Source organism: Variovorax sp. V213, from assembly GCF_041154455.1.
Classification (GTDB): domain Bacteria; phylum Pseudomonadota; class Gammaproteobacteria; order Burkholderiales; family Burkholderiaceae_C; genus Variovorax.
In genome coordinates this window covers 2,320,171-2,337,474 of the sequence record NZ_AP028664.1, presented here as the reverse complement: position 1 = coordinate 2,337,474, position 17,304 = coordinate 2,320,171, and the positions used below count along the sequence as shown (strand labels likewise).

Sequence of the window (17,304 nt, the reverse complement as noted above, 5' to 3'; positions counted from 1 at the left end):
CGTGTCGGGGCCTTCTCTGACACGAAGGACCTCGGATTTCGGCAAGACTTGAAAAGTTTTTGCTTACAAAACCTGTTCGAATGAAAACCCCCACTGCGATCGACCCTGATGATTTCGAGCGCCTGCTGAGCCGCAACCTGAAATGGCCTTTGCTCGGCGGCCTCATCGGCGCGCTGGTGTTCGTGGGGTTGATCGTGTTTCTGCTTTCGGCCATCAGCCGGGTCGAGCAGACCGACCGCGTGGTGCGCAACGCCAGCGAACTGCAGCGCCGCACCATCGACATGGAAACCGGCCTGCGCGGCTTCCTCATCACCGGCGAGGAAAGTTTTCTGGAGCCCTACCAGAGCGCGTTGCCAAGGATCAAGGGCGACATCGAGGCACTCCAGGGGCAGGTTTCGGACAACAGGCAGCAAGGCGAGCGGATCGGACGCATCGCGGCGCTGCAAACGGAATGGAATGAATTCGCGCGCGAGATGATTGCCGCGCGCCGCGACGGCGGCGACTACCAGCAGCTGGTGCGGCAGGGCCGGGGCAAGCGGCTGAGCGACGACATGCGCGCCGAGTTCACAGCCTTCATGGACACCCAGCAAGGCCTGCGTTTCCAGCGCAACGAGGAGGCCAACCGCACCAGCTGGCTGGTGGTGGGCGTGTTCCTGCTCTTCACGCTGGTGTTCACCGGCATGGTGGCCTACTTCGGCCGGCGGCAGCTCATGCGGCTTTCGGACAGCTATGACGCGGTGCTGAAGGAGCAGGCCACGCACGCCGAGCGGCTGGCGCAGCAGGCCTGGCTGCGCAGCGCGCAAACCGAGATGGTGGGCGAGCTGGTCGGGGAGCTGAGCGCGAACGACCTGGGCCGCAAGGTGCTTGCGTTCTTCTCGCGGCGCCTGGGCAGCGCGGTTGGTGCGCTGTACGTGCGCGAGCGGCATGGCACGCTGCGCCGCGCCGCGAGCTACGGCTTCTCGATGGAAGCCGAGGCATCGCCGCAAGTGTTCTCGCCCACCCAGAGCCTGGTCGGCCAGGCCGCGGCCGAGAGGCGCCGCATGCTGATCGAGCCCATTCAAGCCGGCTACCTGAAGGTCAATTCGGGCTTGGGCGAGATGGCGCCCTCGGCCGTGCTGCTGGTGCCGGTGTCCAGCGACGGCATCGTGAACGGCGTGGTCGAGCTTGGACTGCCCGGCGCGCCCGATGCGCGAACCAGCGAACTGCTCGACCTGGTGGCCGAGGACATCGGTGCTTCCCTTGCGGCGGCGCGCTACCGCGAACAGCTGCAGGACGCGCTGGCCGAAACGCAGCAGCTCAACGAGGAACTGCAGGTGCAGCAGGAAGAACTGCGCACCGCCAACGAGGAACTCGAGGAACAGTCGCGCGCGCTGCACGCCTCGCAAGCCATGCTGGAGAACCAGCAGGCCGAACTGGAGCAGACCAACAGCCAGCTCTCCGAGCGCACCGAAGCGCTGGACCAGCGCAATGCCGCCCTGCGCCGCGTGCAGCGCGACCTCGAGGACCGTGCCGACGAACTGCAGCGCGCCAGCCGCTACAAGTCGGAATTTCTCGCCAACATGTCGCACGAGCTGCGCACGCCGCTGAACAGCGCACTCATCCTGGCCAAGCTGCTCGGCGACAACCCGCAGGGCAACCTGAGCGCCGAGCAGGTGAAGTTCGCGGAGTCGATCTACTCGTCGGGCAACGACCTGCTGACGCTGATCAACGACATCCTCGACATCTCGAAGGTCGAGGCGGGCAAGCTCGAAGTGGTGATCGAAGACGTGGCGCCCGGCAAGCTGGCCCAGAGCCTGGAGCGCACCTTCGGTCCGCTGGCCGCCGAAAAGCGCCTGGGCTTCAAGCTGACGATGCATCCGGATGTGCCTGCGTCTCTGGCGACCGACCGCCACCGGGTCGAGCAGATCCTGAAGAACCTGCTGTCCAATGCGCTCAAGTTCACCGACAGCGGCGAGGTGGCGCTGGTGGTTTCCGCCGCACCCGACGGCGGCGCGGTGTTTGCGGTCTCCGACTCGGGCATCGGCATTGCGCCCGAGCAGCAAGAGCTGATCTTCGAAGCCTTCCGCCAAGCGGATGGCACCACCAGCCGCCGGTATGGCGGCACCGGCCTGGGCCTGTCGATCTCGCGTGACCTGACCCGTCTGCTGGGCGGCACGCTGGCGGTGCAGAGCCAGCCCGGCCAGGGCAGCACCTTCACCCTGCAGCTGCCGGCGGTGGCACCGCAGGCCTCTCAACCAACGCCCGCCGCGGCCCCCGCCAAGGCTGCTTCGGCGCGCGCGCCCTCCTCCCGCGCTCCCGCTTCGCGTGCCGTGCCAGCGGCGCCGGCGCCGCCGGTGGTGGTGCCGGCGCCCCAGTTTTCCGACGACCGCGAGCTGCCGCGCGACCAGGTGCGCCGGGTGCTGGTGATCGAGGACGAGCCGCAGTTCGCGCACATCCTCTACGACCTGGCGCACGAGCTGGGCTACCGCTGCCTGGTGGCGCACGGCGCGGCAGACGGCTTCGCGCTGGCGCAGCAGCTCCTGCCCGACGCCATCCTGCTCGACATGCGCCTGCCCGACAGCACCGGCCTGGACGTGCTGCAGCGCCTGAAGGATTCGTCCGAGACGCGCCATATTCCGATCCACGTGGTGTCGGCGGCCGACGACGCGCAGGCCGCCGCGCTGCACATGGGCGCCATCGGCTATGCGCAGAAGCCGGCCACCCGCGCCGAGCTGACGCAGGTGTTCGCCCGGCTCGAGGAAAAGCTCACGCAGAAGGTCAAGACCGTGCTGCTGGTCGAAGACGACGCGCTGCAGCGCGAAAGCGTGATCCGGCTCATCGGCGACGAGGACATCGAGATCATCGCCGTGGGCTCGGGCGAAGAAGCGCTCGCCCTGCTGCGCAAGCGCGTGTTCGACTGCATGATCACCGACCTGCGCCTGCCCGACATGCAGGGTGGCGAATTGCTCAAGCGCATGGCGGCCGAAGAAATCGTTTCGTTCCCGCCGGTGATCGTCTACACCGGGCGTAACCTCACGCGCGAGGAGGAAGCCGAGCTGCAGCGCTACTCGCGCTCGATCATCATCAAGGGCGCGCGCTCGCCGGAGCGCCTGCTCGACGAGGTGACGCTGTTCCTGCACAAGGTGGAGGCCGAGCTCTCCAGCGAGCGCCAGGGCATGCTCAAGGCCGCGCGCGGACGCGACCGCATCTTCGAGGGCCGCACCATCCTGCTGGTGGACGACGACGTGCGCAACATCTTTGCGCTGACGAGTGCGCTGGAGCAGCGCGGCGCGGTGGTCGAGATCGGCCGCAACGGCCGCGAGGCGCTCGAAAAGCTCGAGCAGGTGCCCGAGATCGACCTGGTTCTGATGGATGTCATGATGCCGGAGATGGACGGCCTGGAGGCCACGCGCCGGCTGCGCGCCGACCGGCGCTTCGAGAAGCTTCCCGTGATCGCCATCACCGCCAAGGCCATGAAGGACGACCGCGAGCAATGCCTGGCCGCGGGTGCCAGCGACTACCTGGCCAAGCCCGTGGATTTGGAGCGCCTGTTCTCGCTTCTGCGCGTGTGGATGCCGAAAATGGAGCGGCTGTGAACCGCCCCGCCACGCCGCCACCCCTGCCGTCTCCGCTGAGCAATACGGAGATCGAACTGCGGCTGCTGATGGAGGCGATCTACCTCAAGTACAGCTACGACTTCCGCAACTACACCGTCGCCTCGCAGAAGCGCCGCGTGCTGCATGCGCTGGCGCAGCTGGGGCTTCCGAGCATTTCGGCCCTGCAGGAAAAAGTGCTGCGCGACCCGGGGCTCTTCAGCCGGCTGCTGCAATACCTGACGATTCCGGTGAGCGAGATGTTTCGCGACCCCGCCTACTTCCTCGCGCTGCGCCAGCACGTGGTGCCCATCCTGCACACCTACCCCTCGGTGAAGGTGTGGGTGGCGGGCTGCAGCACCGGCGAAGAGGTGTTTTCGCTCGCGATCCTGCTGCGCGAAGAAGGCCTGCTCTCGCGCACGCAGATCTACGCGACCGACATCAATCCCGCTTCGCTCGAGAAGGCGCGGCAGGGCATCTTTCCCATCGAGTCGATTCGGGGCTACACGGCCAACTACCAGCGCGCTGGCGGCCGGAGTTCTTTCTCCGACTACTACACGGCCGCCTACGAGGCCGCGCGTTTCGACCCCTCGCTGTGCGCCGACGTCATCTTTGCCGACCACAGCCTGGCCACCGACAGCGTGTTTGCCGAGACGCAATTCGTGTCCTGCCGCAATGTGCTCATCTATTTCAACCGCGAGCTGCAGGACCGCGCGCTGGGCCTGTTTCACGACTCGCTGTGCCACCGCGGCTTTCTGGGCCTGGGTGCCAAGGAGAGCATCGATTTCTCGAGCTATTCGGAACGTTTCGATGCGCATGCAAAGCCGGAGCGCATCTACCGCAGGGCCACATGAAACCGAACGCCGTGCAATCTCCGCCCAAGCGCATCGAGGCCGTGGTGCTCGGCGCCTCCGCCGGCGGCATCGAGGCTCTGCTGCGGATGCTGCACGACCTTCCTGTGCCATGGAATCTTCCGCTGGTGGTGGTCCTGCACTTGCCCGAAGGGCATGAAAGCCACCTGGCCGAGATCTTCGCCGAGCGCCTGCGGGTTCCGGTGCACGAGGCCGCGGACAAGATGCCGCTCGCGCCCGGCCACGTGTACTTCGCGCCGCCGGGCTACCATCTGTCGATCGAGCGCGACCGACGCTTTTCGCTCAGCTGCGAGCCGCCGGTGCGCTTTTCGCGGCCTTCGATCGACGTATTGATGGTCTCCGCAGCCGACGCCTACGGGCCGGCATTGGCCGGCTTTCTGCTGACCGGCGCGAACGACGACGGCGCCGAAGGCCTGCAGCGCATTCATCTGGCCGGTGGCATCACCGCCGTCCAGGACCCCAACGAAGCCCAGATTTCCACCATGCCCGAAGCGGCCATTGCACTCCATTCCCCCGATCACGTGCTTCCCTTGCGCGAGCTTCGCGCCCTGCTCTTGCAACTGGAGTCTGCCCATGTCCATTGACGTCGAAAGCAAGCTGCTGATCGTCGATGACCTGCCCGAGAACCTTCTTGCGCTCGAGGCCCTGATTCGCGGGCCAGGGCGCGCGGTGTACCGTGCGACCTCGGCCGAAGAGGCCCTGGCGCTGCTGCTCGACCACGAATTTGCCCTCGCCATTCTCGATGTGCAGATGCCCGGCATGAACGGATTCGAGCTGGCCGAGTTGATGCGTGGCACCGAGCGCACGCGGCACATCCCGATCATCTTTGTGAGCGCGGCGGGCCGCGAACTCAACTACGCCTTCCAGGGCTATGAGAGCGGCGCGGTCGACTTCCTGCACAAGCCGCTCGACCCGCATGCGGTCACGAGCAAGGTCACCGTGTTCGTCGACCTGCATCGCCATCGCAAGGCCCTCGGCCAGGAGATGGAAAAACTCGCGGCCGCCCACCACAAGCAGGAAGAACTGGTGGAGCAGCTGCGGCAAACGCAGCGCAAGCTCGAACACGCGGTGCGCATGCGGGACGATTTCATGTCCATGGTTTCGCACGAGCTGCGCACGCCGCTCAATACGCTGTACCTCGAAACGCAGCTGCGGCAGCTGCACCTGTCGAAGGGCAAGCTGGAGGCCTTCGCCCCGGATCGCCTGCCCGCGATGATCGAGCGCGACCAGCGGCAGATTCGCAACATGGTGCGGCTGATCGACGACATGCTCGACGTCACGCGCATGCGGCGGGATGCGCTGTCGATCCAGTCCCAGCCGGTCGACCTGGCCGCTCTCGCGCGGGCGGTGGTGGAAGGGCTGCGGCAGCAGGCCGAGGCCGCGGGCTCCGTGATTGCACTCGAAGCGCCGGGCGAACTGCGGGGCGTCTGGGACGAGTTCCGCATCGAACAGGTGCTGACCAACCTGCTGACCAATGCGCTGCGCTACGGCCGCGGCAAGCCAGTCGAGATCACGGTGAGCGAGGCCGGGGGCGTCGCGCGCATTACCGTGCGCGACCAGGGCATCGGCATTGCGCCTGAAGACCAGGAACGCATCTTCGAGCAGTTCGAGCGCACCGACGACAGCCGCAAGCATGCCTCCGGCCTGGGCCTCGGGCTCTACATCACGCGCAAGATCGTGGGCCTGCACAACGGGCGCATCGAGGTGGAAAGCACGCCCGGCGAGGGTGCGCTGTTCCGGGTCGAGCTGCCGCTTCAGGCCGAGGCAAAGACTGCAACGCAAGCGCGGGCGTAGGTGCCCTCCTACGGCATAGGGCGCGATGGACCGGGATACTCGAAGATTCCTTCTCTCCTGATCAAGGCTTGTCCCAGTGAATGTGCTGATCGTCGACGACAACGTGGCCGCGGCAGACCTGCTGCAGGAGCTTTTGACACTGCAAGACCATACCGCCCGCTGCACCTACACGGCGCAGCAGGCCCTGGATGCTGCTGCGGTGGAGCGCTTCGATGCGGCGCTCATCGACCTCACGCTGCCCGACTTCCCGGGCACCGAGGTGGCGCGGCGGTTACGCTCAGCCACGGGAGAAGGCAGCCCGAAGCTGCTCGTCGCCATATCGGGATTCTCGGCGGAAGACGCTGCCGGCACGGGCGCGCGCGAGCTGTTCGACCACCATCTTCAGAAGCCGATCGACATCGCCGAACTGACCGCGATCCTTTCGGCGCCGCACTGAGCTCCAGCGGCGCCTAGCGGGCGACCTCGCGGCGCGAGAGCAGCACCTCGGCACCGGCGGTATTGAAGGCGATGGTGGGCGCGGTGAAATCGCTCAGCGGTGCGCCCAGGCCGATCTCGCCGCTGCCATGCAGGACGCATTCCTCGCGCCGCAGCGCGATTTCATTGCTGGGCCCGCCGTTGCCGTGAAACCGGACCCAGGTGCCGTAGGTGCTGAGATCGGTCAGAACACAGCTGCCTTGCCGCAGTTCGATGCGCGCATGCAGCCGCGAAACACGCGGATCGTTGACCACGAACTGTGCGTCGTTCACCCGCCCGAGATGGATCGGAAGCTCTTCGGTGCGGAACATGGAGCGCACGTCGAGCCATGCCAGCTCGATCTGCCCGAAGGATGAATCGGGCAGCCGAAGCGGCGTCAGCGCGGCCGGCACCGTCAGGAACGATGTCAACTCCTCCTGCCAGTCGATGCGGTGAACGGCCGACATTTCGCTGCGCCCGCGGATGGTGATGAGGCCCAGGTCGCGATGCCGCACCACCGCCTCGCTCAACTGCGCGATGACGGCGTCGGTCGCCCAGATCTGGCCAGGCCCGGCCAGGTCGCTCAGGCGCGACGCAAGGTTGACCGCATCGCCGAAGCAGTCGCCCTCGACCTCGAGAACTTCGCCGCTTGCAACGCCGATCTGCAGCGCCATGCGCAGCGGTACCGGCCATGCCATGAGGCGCTTCTGGTGGTAGCGCTGCAGTTCGATCACCGCATGCGTGGCCGCGGCGGCATTCGAGAAGATCGCGAACACTCCATCGCCCAGCGACTTCACGACCCTGCCGCCGTGGGCCTGGCAGATGCTTCCGATCCACTGGGTCAGGCGCGTCACCGTTTCCGTGGCCCGGGCGTTTCCCATGGCTTCAAAAACCCTGGAACTCCCGGTCAGGTCTGCGAAAACAATTGTGGAATTGACACCCATGCTTTGAAGGAACTCGATGGTGGCGTAGCGGCTCGTGGTTCCGTATTAGAAGCCACGGAAGGAAAGGAGCAACGGGTTCTCCCGCGAACCCCTTGCGCCATGGCGGACGCATGCCAGGAGATGGTTATTTCTTATCACTTTCGTACTCGATTGCCCACGATCACCCGAAGTGAAGCGTAAAGTGTGTTGTTTACAAACAAGAAACAGTGTTCCAGATCTTGTGAATTGCCGGACTGAGGCTTAAGGTAGCAACCGTTCTGGTTTCCGGCAATACGCTTTTGGTGCTCATGTCGTCCCTTCGTCGCTTCCTCCGCCTTTTGGGAATTCCCGGCCTGGGATCTGGCCGCGTGGGAGAACACCAACTTGGCCGCATCCGCACAGCCATGCTGTCGGTGCTGCAGGCGCACGGCGGCCATTCGGTCCAGCGCATCGCCCAGCGCGTGCGGTTTGCAACCGATGTCGAGGCCCTCTGGTATTTGCGCCAGGACGTGATGGTGGCGCTGAGCGCCATCGATGGCGAGGCTGCGGCTCGTCGCCAGATGAAAGCCATCAACAGCATGTTCAAGGGCGGCCTGCCCCGTTCGATGGGACCGCGAGTCCACCAGCGCATCACGCACTGAGCCCCTGGGGGCTGCGGCAGCTTTCGGCTGCCGCTTTTGCATTACCCGTTCTTTTCCTGGTGCCCGCAGCCTGCCTGCTCAATGGGCGTGCGCGTGGTCATGGCCGTGCTCATGGGCATGCCGATGGCCCCACACCATGAAGACATCGCGGCCTTCGGCAGCCAGTTCGACCTTGGCGCCCACGGGGAGCAGCACCTTGGTCTGCACGTGGCCGAACGGCAGGCCGGTGAGCACCGGCACCTTGAGCGCGGCGCGCAGCCGGTCGACCACCGAATCGAAACCGAAGCCGCGGTCGTAGCCCGGCACCTTGCGCATGCCGGTGAACTGGCCGAACACGATGGCGCGCTGCCGTGCCAGCACGCCGGCCATGCGCAGCTGCTCGAGCATGCGTTCGATGCGGTATGGATGCTCGTTGGTGTCCTCGACGAAGAGCACGCCCTTGTCGATCGCCGGGAAGTAAGGCGTTCCGAGCAGGCTCGTGAGCACGCAAAGGTTGCCGCCCCACAGGGTGGCGTCGTGCACGGGCTTGACCTTGAGCCCGGCATCGCGCACCGGCATGCGCCAGCCGGTGCCTTCGCCCTGCCCGCTCACGAGGTCGCCGAAACAGGCTTCCATGATGTCGTCCGCACCGCCTTCTGCGCCGAAGTCTTCACCGACCGCCGGGCCGGCCCAGGTCACGGCGCCGGTCTTGGCGAGCAGCGCGCTCTGCAAGGCGGTGAAGTCGCTGACCCCGACGAATTCGGTTCCGCGCTGGATGGCCTTGGCCACGGCCTTGTAGGGAATGGCGTCGAGGATGCGCGTGAGCCCGTAGCCGCCGCGCCCGATCAGGGCAACGTCGGCACCGCTGGCGGCAGCGCGGGCGATGGCGGCGAGCCGTGTCGCGTCGTCGCCCGCAAAACGCTGGTATGCGGCAAGTGCCGCCTCGTCGATTTCGACTTCATAGCCCAGGGTCTTGAGTCTTGCGACGCCGCGGCGGAAGGCGGCCTTGTCGCGAATCGCGCTGGCGGGGGAATAGATGTAGATGTGTTTCTTGGTCACGGCGCCGAGTATCCCATTGCGTTGCGCACCTGCCGTGCAAGCAACGCCGCCTGCGCCGCGCTCGGCCCCGAGGACGACGCCAAGGGGCCGAGCGCGCGCAGCGCGGCCTGGTAGCCGCGGTCCGGGAACGGCGCGCGCCAGGCGTCGCCAACCTGTTCGCCGCCTTCGGGAGCCAGGAGCACGGCCGCGAAAAGACCCGGCCTCGCGCCCTGCAACAGCGCGGCGAGCCCGGTGGCCGCGGCGCTGTGCACCAGCACCACGGGCGCGGGTGCGATGCGGTCAAGCCATTCGATCAAAACTTGGCAGTGCCATTCGAGCCGATGCGCCGCTTCGCGCTTGGGCTTGTCGCTCTTGCCGAATCCGATCAGGTCGGGCACCAGCGTGCGGAGTCCGGGCATGCCGACGAGATGGCGGAAAAAGTAACCCCATTCGCCGGGGCCGTGCAGGCAGACGCAGCAGGCCGTCCGCACGTCGCGGGCACCTTCGTCGACATAGTGCAGTCGCCAGCCGTTCAGGCCGGGCAGATCCTGGATGTAGTGCGGTTCGAAGGCGCAGTCGCCAAGCGCGTCGAAGCGTTCGGCCGGCGTGCGCAGCGCGTCGTCGCGCAGGGGCTCGGCCTGCTCGCGCGCCGTCTCCCGGCGCTGCTGGAAAAATTGCTGCAGCACCGCGCTGCACTCCGCCGCCAGCACGCCGCCCTGCACTTGCGTGCGGTGGTTCAGCCGAGGTTCGGCAAAAAGATCGAGCACCGAACCGGCCGCGCCGGTCTTGGGATCAGCCGCGCCGAACACCACCCGCGCCAGGCGCGAATGCAGCATGGCGCCCGCGCACATGGCGCAGGGCTCGAGCGTGACGAACAGCTCGCAGCCGTCGAGGCGGTAGTTGCCGAGCGCCGCGGCACCGGCGCGCAGCGCGTTGATTTCGGCGTGGGCGCTCGGGTCATGCTGCGCGACGGGTGAGTTGCGGCCTGTTGCGATGACCTGACCATCCTTGACCAGCACCGCGCCCACCGGCACCTCGCCGGCCTCGGACGCCCGGCCTGCCTCGGCGAGCGCCAGCGCCATCCAGCGCGCGTCGCCGGTCGTCTCGGAAAGTATCTTCGGCTCAGTTGTCATCCGGCATCTTGCGCGCCTGCGCCGCGGCGTCGAGCGCGTCCTTGACCTGCTTTTGCACCTGTTGGGCCTGCGTGCGTGCGTCAGCTGGCCCCTCGCCTGGTGCGGGCGCGGCGGCACCGGGGACCGACGGCAATGCGGGGGCCGCGGCGGTCGCCAGTTGTTTCTTCGCGATCATCCCGACGATCACGAGCACCAGCACCAGGCCAAGCAATCCGAACACGCGCATCTCTCAGCTTCCTTCCGCCACGGTCGCATTCGCCGTCGTCATGCCGAGGCGCTCCATCCACGCCGCCAACGCCTTCTCGTCCAGCGTGCCGGCGCTGTAGACGGCATGCATGGCGGCATGCGATTCGCGCCGGTGCTGGTTGAGCTTGACCTTGCACTGCAATGAACGCACGCGCAGTTCGAAGCCCACGATGCCGGCCAGCATCTTGAGCTGGAACTCCTCTCCCAGGTCGCGCCACTGCTGCGCATAGCCGGGCTCGTGTTCGCCGATGAGCTCCTTGAGCAAGGCATCCTTGGCGGCGGGCTCCTCGATCAGCCGCGCTTCCACGGTGCAATGCACCACCAGGTAATTCCACGTGGGCACGCGTGCGAGATCGGGGTAGACCGAGGGCGACAGGTACGAATGCGGGCCGAGGAAAGTGACGACCGCCTGCGGCCGCGCCTGCAGGTAGCGCCAATGCGGGTTGGGCTTGGCACAGTGGCCGAGCAGCACCAGCGGGTTGCCCTCCTGCTGTTCGGCCACCAGCGGCAGGTGGGTGACGAAGGGCAGGCCGTCGTCGTCATTGGAGATCAGGCTGGCGAACGGGTGCGCGCGCATCAGCTCCAGCGCGATGGCCGGGTCCTTGGCGTTGAACTGCGGGGGCATGTACATGGGGCGGTTTCCTCGTGGCGAGCCACCGATTGTCCCCGAGCCGCCGCTATCTTGTCGGGCGCGGCGCTTCCAGCAGCTTGACCATGGCCGTGTAGCCGCGCGCACGGGCCAGTTGCAGCGGCGTGTTGCCCTGGCGGTCGGTCAGCTTCAGGCTGGCGCCGGCATCGATCAGCGCCGCCAGCGTGCGCTGGTGGCGCGGGCCGCCGTCGCCGAGCACGATGGCTTCGATCACCGCCGTCCAGTGCAGGTTGTTGACGTGGTCGAGCGGTGCGCCGGCTGCGATCAGCCGGCGCACGACCTCGTCGTGGCCCAGATGCGCGGCGGCGATCAGCGCGGTGCCGTCGTAGCGGCTCGTCACCTGCCCCGCATTGGCCCCGAGCGACAGCAGCAGCGCGAGCGTCGCGGGGTCGTCGGCCACCGACGCGATGGTCACCGCGTCGTAGCGGTCGTCTTCGAGCGCATCGAGGTTCGCGCCCGCCTTGGCCAGGAGCTTCACCGCCTCGCGTTGCCGTGCATGGGTGGCGACATGCAGGGGCGTGCGGCCCCGCGCATCGCGCGCATCGAGATTGGCGCCGGAGGCGATCAGGCTCTTCAGCTTCGGCAGGTCGCCGTGCCAGGCGGCCCGGTGCAGCCCTTCATAGGCCAGCACCTCGGCCGCCAGCGGCGGCACCTGGGCCCACACGCCGGCCGATACGCCCACGCCGAGCGCGACCGCCAACACGCCGGACCAGATACCGCGCTTCATCATCAGCCCAGGAGGCCCTTGACCTTTTCGAGCGCCGCGTTGGCGCACTGGTCGTCCAGGTGGCCGCCGGGCGCACCGCCCACGCCCACCGCGCCGATCACGTCGTTGCCCGACTTCACGGGCACGCCGCCGCCCAGCAGCAGGAAACCCGGCAGGTAGACGAGGTTCGCGGCGCCGGGGTTTTTCTGCGCGCCTTCCATCATGGCCTGGGTCGCGCTCTTGGCCGATGCCGAGGTCCAGGCCTTGCGCTCGCTCGACGCCAGCGTGTGCGGGCCCGCGTTGTCGGCACGCTGCACGGCGCGCACGGTGCCGGCGCGGTCGACCACGGTGGCTGCCACGTTGTAGCCGTTGGCGGCGCACGCAGCCACCGCCTCGGCCGCGATCTGGTTGGCCAGCGCGAGCGAGATGTTCTTTTCGGTGCGCACCGCGGGTGCGGGCGTCTGGGCCTGTGCGGCGGATGCGGCAAGCAGGACGGCGAGGCCGCCAAGGCGAAGGGTGGAACGCATATTTTGGTTTCTCCAGTGGATGCAGGGTGATTGCGCCGGCGAGTTGCCGGCGGCTGCGCCACTGTAGAAAACGCCGGCGTCCGCGGCCATTCGTACGGCTACGCCCGGCCCTCCGTAGAACTACGGAGCGAGGGTTTCAGGCGTCCCCGGCCACCAGCACGGCGTAGCGCCGGATCAGCTGCGCCAGCGAGTCGCAGTCGAGCTTGGCAAAGACATTGGCGCGATGGGTCTCGACCGTGCGCGGCGACAGCGCGAGCGTGCGCGCGATCTCCTTGTTGGTGAGACCCTGCGCGATGAAGGCCAGCACCTCGCGCTCGCGTTCCGACAGCTGCGCGACCCGCTCGCGCGCCGCCTGGTCGGCCTGCGAGCGCTCGCGCGAGCGCACATGCTGGCGCACGGCCTGCTGCAACGCCTCCAGCAATTGCTCGTCGTCCACCGGCTTCTCGAGGAACTCGGCCGCGCCGGCCTTGAAGGCGCGGCGGCACATCTCGACCGTGCCATGGCCGGTCAGCATGATCACCGGCTGGTCAACGCCCTGCGCCACCAGGCGGTTCAGCACGGTGAGTCCGCTGATTCCAGGCATGCGCACGTCGAGCACGATGGCCCCCACGCCTGCACGGTCGAATCCGTCGATGAAGGCTTGCGGATCGGCCCAGCCCTGCACCCGCAGGCCGACCGTGCCGATCAGCAGCGACAGGCTTTCACGCACCGCCTGGTCGTCGTCGATCAGGTGAATGAGCGGCGACTGCGGCTCATGGGTGGCCGAGGCATTCATGCCGGCTGCTCCGCCGGCTGCGCCACCAGAGGCAGCAGCAGCGTGAAACGCGCACCGCGCGGCGCCACGTTGGCGGCGCTCAGGCTGCCGCCCATGCCGCTCGCCAGCGTCTCGCTCAGGCTGAGGCCAAGGCCCAGGCCGCCCTCGCGCGTGCTGAAGAAGGGTTCGAAAAGGCGCGGCAAGGCTTCCGGCGCAATGCCGCGGCCGTTGTCGGTGACGGTCAACACGCCCTCCTGGCCGTTGCGGCCGACCGCGACCGCCAGCCGCCGCTCCGGCGCGGGCACGAGTTCCAGTGCCTGCAGCGCATTCATCAGCAGGTTGTGCACGATCTGCTCGAGCGCCACGGCGTCGGCCTGCACGCGCACGGGCGCTTGCGCGGTGGCGTCGAACTGCGCCGACACCGAGCGCTTCGCGAACTCCGGCGCCAGCAGATGCATCGCGCTGCGAACCAGTTCCTGCAGCACGAGCGGGCGAACTTCGCCCTCGGCCTCGGGCCGCTCGATGACGCGGCGCAGCCGGCCGACCACGCCGGCCGCCCGGCGCGCCTGCTCGACCGCCTGTCCCATGGCATCGCGTGCCGTGGCCAGGTCGGGTGGATCGTCGTCGAGCAGCCGGCGCGCGGCCTGCGCATTGGCAAGCACCGCCGTGAGCGGCTGGTTGAGTTCGTGCGCGAGGCCCGCCGAGAGTTCGCCCAGCGCGTTCAGGCGCGCCACCTGGCCGAGCCGCAGCAGCTCTTCGGCCCGGCGGCGCGCAATGCGCTGCCGCTGCGCGGCCCATAAACCGGCCAGCAGAAAACCCACGGCCGCAGCCCAGCCGGCCATGCTGCGCCAGGGCAATTCGCCCCAGCCCACGTGGCGCACGGCCACGAGTTCGAATGGCTGGCTCGGAGACGCCAGCGCTTTCGTGAGATCGAAGCGCCAGCCACCCGCCGCCGGCCGGCCGGGCTGCAGCACCAGTTGCTGTCCGTCGCGCTGCAGGCTCAGCCGCACAGGGCTGCGCTGCGGGTCCATGGGCCAGTCGCGCCACGGCACGGAGCCGGCCAGGTCGATCTCGAGGGCGTAGCTGAAAGGCGTGGCGCCGATCACGAGCTGGTAGCGGCCGCGCGCAAGATCGAGTGCCGCCAGTTCGGCGCGGCGCTGGCTGCGCGAACGCGCTTCCGCGGCGGCCAGTGCGCCGGCCTGCTTGTCGTCGGGCCAGGCCTCGTCGCCTCCGCGCCGCTGCACGCGCAGGATCGATGGATAGACCGACGGCAGGCGCTGCTCCGGATGGTCCGCGCCGGCGCCGGGTTCGAGCAGCGCGACCGTGGCCAGCACCGCGTCGTACTGCACCACCTGCTGGCTCATGATCCGGTGGGCAATGCGCACGTCGGAGCCGAAATCCTGCTGCAGCTGCGCGAGCTCGGCACGCGCGAGCCACACCGCGCCCACGCCCGACAGGACAAGCCATGCCAGCCACCACCCACCCTGCGCGCGCAACCACTGTTTCATGGCGCGGATTGTGCCTCTCGCTGCGCGCCCGGCCGATGTTGGCCGAGAATGCGGGCCCAGACATGGCTGAACTGCAGGACTCCCTTTTTCCCGATCTCCCGCGCCCGCCAGAGGCGCCTGCGACCCCGCCGCCTCTTCCGGCCGATCCAGCCGCCGAGCCGCCGGCCCGAAAGAAGGCACGCGGAGGCACCGTGGCGCCGGCACCGGTCGATCCGGCACTCGTCGACCTGGCCGCCGCGCTCCCTCCCGGGCTTCGGCTCGGCACCTCGTCGTGGAGCTATCCCGGCTGGGGCCATCTCGTCTGGGATGGCGACTACGCCGAGAGCGTGCTCTCGAAGAACGGCCTCGCCGCATTGGCAAGACACCCGCTCTTTCGCACCGTGAGCCTGGACCGCAACTTCTACCGCGCCCTCACCGCAAGCCAGTACGCACGCTATGCGGCCATGGTGCCGGACGACTTCCGCTTCGTGGTGAAGGCGCCGAGCCTGGTGACCGATGCCACCGTACGCGATGAAAGCGGCCGCGGCACGCAGGTGAACCCGGTGTTCCTGAACAGTGAGATCGCCATCCAGGAGTTCGTGCAGCCCGCGCTCGAAGGCTTGGGCCACCGCATCGGCGCGCTGGTGTTCCAGCTGAGCCCGATTCCGCCGCAACTGCTGGCGGACCAGCCCGCGCTGTTGGCGCGAATCGGCGAAATGCTCGAATCGCTGCCCGGCCTGAAGCCAGCCGCACCCGATGCCGTGATTGCGGTCGAAGTGCGCGATCCGCAATTGTTGTGCCCCGCCTTTGCCGACATGCTGCGCAGCGTGGGCGCCACCTTCTGCATGGGCCTGCACGCCAAGATGCCGCCGATCGAAGACCAGCTGCCGATGCTGCGTGCGCTGTGGCCCGGGCCGCTGGTGTGCCGCTGGAACCTGCACCGCCGCCATGGCCGCTTCGGCTATGAAGATGCGGAAAAGCTCTACGGGCCGTTCGACAGGATCGTCGATGCCGACCCCGAGACGCGCGAGGCGTTGGCCAAGGTGATTGCCGGCACCACGCGTGCGGGCCAGAACGCCTTCGTCACCGTGAGCAACAACGCCGAGGGGTGCGCGCCGCTGACGATCGCCTCGCTCGCGCAGGACATCGTCAATCTGCCGAAGCGCTAGCGCTTGGCGAGCGCCGTCATCTCGAGCTCGACGCTCGCATTCTTGGGCAGCGCATAGACGCCCACCGCGGTGCGCACATGCACGCCCGCATCGCCGAACACGCGGTGCAGCAGGTCGGAGGCCGCATCGGCCACTTCGCTTTGCTGGGTGAAATCGGCGCTGCACTGCACGAAGACGCCGACGCGCAGGAGCTTCTCGATGCCGTCGAGCGAGCCGAGCTCGCGCCGCAGCAGCGTCAGGCAGCGCAAGGCGCAGATCTGTGCGGCCTCGCGGGCCTTGCCGAGCGACACCTGGTCGCCCACGCGGCCGATGACGACCACCGTGGTGCCCACGCGCGGCACCTGGCCGCTGGTGTAGAGCGTGTTCCCATCGCGCACGATGGGTGCGTAATGCCCGCCGGCCACAAGCTCGCCCTCGAAGCTGTGGCCCAGCTCGGCGGCGATGCTGTCGGCAATCTGGTCTCTTGTCTGCGCTGTCATGAGGCTTCCATCGAATGAAGCCTCATTGTCGCCAGCCGCGTTGCGAAGAACAGATACAGATCGCGCGGACTCGGTGCGCAACAGTTGGCCCAGCCGTGTTCCTGCGGCTCGATCGCCAGCACGTCAGGCAGGCCGGGCCGAATGCCATTGGCCAAGCACCTCATGGATACTTTCGCCCACGTGGCTTTCGATCAGCGAGAACGAATCGGCCTTCCACCGGATCGGCTCGATGGAATGCCTCTCGATTTTCCGTGGCGTATAGGCCAGGGTCATGTGAGGCGTAAAGCCATGCTCGGGCTTGAAGCCCGCGTCCGCCAGCGCCTCGCCAAGACGCTGCCTGAACGCCGCAAGCGCTGAAGCACCGTTGTCGCCGCCGCACAGCACGAATGCCTTGCTGCCCTCGAACTGCATGGCGGTGTCGAACACCACGTCGAACGACGGCGGCGCCACGGTGGCCGCGGCCTCGAGCGCGGCCTGCACCTTCTCGCGCGGCACCGCCGCCGGATAGCTTCCGAGATGATGCAGCGTGACATGCAGCCGATGCGCCTTGGTCAGCTTTGCCTTCAGCGCATGCCGGTCACGGAGCCGCGCACCCAGCGTGGCAATCGACTCCGCATCTTCCGGGTTCGGGTAGATCGCGAAGAACAGCGAGCGGATTCGCCGCTCCTTGCGTGGCACGGTGATGCGTGCACGACGCAGAGATGCCGGCGGCGGCGGGGGCGGATCGATGCCGGGGAGCAGAAGTTGTTCGGGCATGGGCGAGGTAGATTCAGGCGATTCGGCTCAGGAATTTCCGTTGGGGCGTTCTGCTTGACGGACCAGGGGGTGACCCTATTCTTCGCGCCGTTTGAGGACAACAACCTCCGTTTGCAGGAAACGCAG

General features: G+C 67.7%; 18 protein-coding genes. 7 read left to right on the top strand and 11 right to left on the bottom strand.

What is annotated here, in order from left to right:
• Nucleotides 1–80 precede the first annotated feature (80 nt).
• From ACAM55_RS11175 to ACAM55_RS11155, 5 genes are all read left to right on the top strand, one after another.
• On the top strand, nt 81–3,575 hold the full coding sequence (locus tag ACAM55_RS11175; protein WP_369656061.1) for a response regulator: 3,495 nt from the start codon (nt 81–83) through the stop codon (nt 3,573–3,575).
• Nucleotides 3,576–3,643: 68 nt separating this feature from the next.
• On the top strand, nt 3,644–4,426 hold the full coding sequence (locus tag ACAM55_RS11170) for a protein-glutamate O-methyltransferase CheR (protein ID WP_369656378.1): 783 nt from the start codon (nt 3,644–3,646) through the stop codon (nt 4,424–4,426).
• Nucleotides 4,423–5,028: a chemotaxis protein CheB gene (locus ACAM55_RS11165; RefSeq protein ID WP_369656060.1), complete on the top strand. Its 606-nt coding sequence runs from the start codon at nt 4,423–4,425 to the stop codon at nt 5,026–5,028. Before ACAM55_RS11170 ends, ACAM55_RS11165 begins: the two co-directional genes overlap by 4 nt.
• The gene (locus ACAM55_RS11160; protein WP_369656059.1) at nt 5,018–6,238 is read left to right on the top strand and encodes an ATP-binding protein; all 1,221 of its coding nucleotides are present in this window, start codon (nt 5,018–5,020) and stop codon (nt 6,236–6,238) included. The genes ACAM55_RS11165 and ACAM55_RS11160 overlap by 11 nt, the downstream gene beginning before the upstream one ends.
• Before the next feature lie 76 nt (nt 6,239–6,314).
• Entirely contained in the window at nt 6,315–6,674 is a 360-nt protein-coding gene (locus ACAM55_RS11155; protein ID WP_369656058.1) for a response regulator, read from the top strand.
• 13 nt (nt 6,675–6,687) lie between these two features.
• Here ACAM55_RS11155 and ACAM55_RS11150 read toward each other — a convergent pair whose 3' ends face one another.
• A complete protein-coding gene (locus ACAM55_RS11150; RefSeq protein WP_369656057.1) occupies nt 6,688–7,635 on the bottom strand; it encodes an adenylate/guanylate cyclase domain-containing protein in 948 nt (315 codons plus the stop codon).
• A gap of 347 nt (nt 7,636–7,982) precedes the next feature.
• Between ACAM55_RS11150 and ACAM55_RS11145 the strand changes: the two genes are divergently transcribed.
• Nucleotides 7,983–8,255, top strand: coding sequence for a hypothetical protein (locus ACAM55_RS11145; RefSeq protein WP_369656056.1), 273 nt, complete (start codon nt 7,983–7,985; stop codon nt 8,253–8,255).
• A 78-nt stretch (nt 8,256–8,333) separates the two neighbouring features.
• Here the strand turns inward: ACAM55_RS11145 and ACAM55_RS11140 are convergent, their stop codons facing one another.
• The 8 genes from ACAM55_RS11140 to ACAM55_RS11105 all read right to left on the bottom strand — a co-directional run bounded on the left by ACAM55_RS11140 (nt 8,334) and on the right by ACAM55_RS11105 (nt 14,795).
• Complete coding sequence (locus ACAM55_RS11140; RefSeq protein WP_369656055.1) at nt 8,334–9,293, bottom strand: LD-carboxypeptidase; 960 nt, start codon at nt 9,291–9,293, stop codon at nt 8,334–8,336.
• The gene (gene tadA, locus ACAM55_RS11135; protein ID WP_369656054.1) at nt 9,290–10,405 is read right to left on the bottom strand and encodes a tRNA adenosine(34) deaminase TadA; all 1,116 of its coding nucleotides are present in this window, start codon (nt 10,403–10,405) and stop codon (nt 9,290–9,292) included. Before tadA ends, ACAM55_RS11140 begins: the two co-directional genes overlap by 4 nt.
• Complete coding sequence (locus ACAM55_RS11130; protein ID WP_369656053.1) at nt 10,395–10,631, bottom strand: hypothetical protein; 237 nt, start codon at nt 10,629–10,631, stop codon at nt 10,395–10,397. Before ACAM55_RS11130 ends, tadA begins: the two co-directional genes overlap by 11 nt.
• A gap of 3 nt (nt 10,632–10,634) precedes the next feature.
• Complete coding sequence (locus tag ACAM55_RS11125) at nt 10,635–11,282, bottom strand: FMN-binding negative transcriptional regulator (RefSeq protein ID WP_369656052.1); 648 nt, start codon at nt 11,280–11,282, stop codon at nt 10,635–10,637.
• Nucleotides 11,283–11,328: 46 nt separating this feature from the next.
• The gene (locus tag ACAM55_RS11120) at nt 11,329–12,030 is read right to left on the bottom strand and encodes an ankyrin repeat domain-containing protein (RefSeq protein ID WP_369656051.1); all 702 of its coding nucleotides are present in this window, start codon (nt 12,028–12,030) and stop codon (nt 11,329–11,331) included.
• Complete coding sequence (locus ACAM55_RS11115; protein WP_369656050.1) at nt 12,030–12,533, bottom strand: heme-binding protein; 504 nt, start codon at nt 12,531–12,533, stop codon at nt 12,030–12,032. The genes ACAM55_RS11120 and ACAM55_RS11115 overlap by 1 nt, the downstream gene beginning before the upstream one ends.
• Before the next feature lie 136 nt (nt 12,534–12,669).
• Nucleotides 12,670–13,308 carry a response regulator transcription factor gene (locus ACAM55_RS11110; protein WP_369656049.1) on the bottom strand — a complete coding sequence of 213 codons (639 nt, stop codon included), beginning with the start codon at nt 13,306–13,308 and terminating at the stop codon, nt 12,670–12,672.
• Nucleotides 13,305–14,795 (bottom strand): sensor histidine kinase, encoded by a 1,491-nt coding sequence (locus tag ACAM55_RS11105; RefSeq protein ID WP_369656048.1) that lies wholly within the window; start codon nt 14,793–14,795, stop codon nt 13,305–13,307. The genes ACAM55_RS11110 and ACAM55_RS11105 overlap by 4 nt, the downstream gene beginning before the upstream one ends.
• 62 nt (nt 14,796–14,857) lie before the next feature.
• On the opposite strand from ACAM55_RS11105, the gene ACAM55_RS11100 reads away from it, so the two are divergent.
• A complete protein-coding gene (locus ACAM55_RS11100) occupies nt 14,858–15,943 on the top strand; it encodes a DUF72 domain-containing protein (protein ID WP_369656047.1) in 1,086 nt (361 codons plus the stop codon).
• Here ACAM55_RS11100 and ACAM55_RS11095 read toward each other — a convergent pair.
• Both ACAM55_RS11095 and thpR read right to left on the bottom strand, forming a co-directional pair.
• Nucleotides 15,940–16,422, bottom strand: a complete 483-nt coding sequence (locus ACAM55_RS11095) for a RidA family protein (RefSeq protein WP_369656046.1) — start codon at nt 16,420–16,422, stop codon at nt 15,940–15,942. The genes ACAM55_RS11100 and ACAM55_RS11095 overlap by 4 nt on opposite strands.
• A 123-nt stretch (nt 16,423–16,545) precedes the next feature.
• A complete protein-coding gene (gene thpR, locus ACAM55_RS11090) occupies nt 16,546–17,178 on the bottom strand; it encodes an RNA 2',3'-cyclic phosphodiesterase (protein ID WP_369656045.1) in 633 nt (210 codons plus the stop codon).
• Between the last annotated feature and the right edge of the window lie 126 nt (nt 17,179–17,304).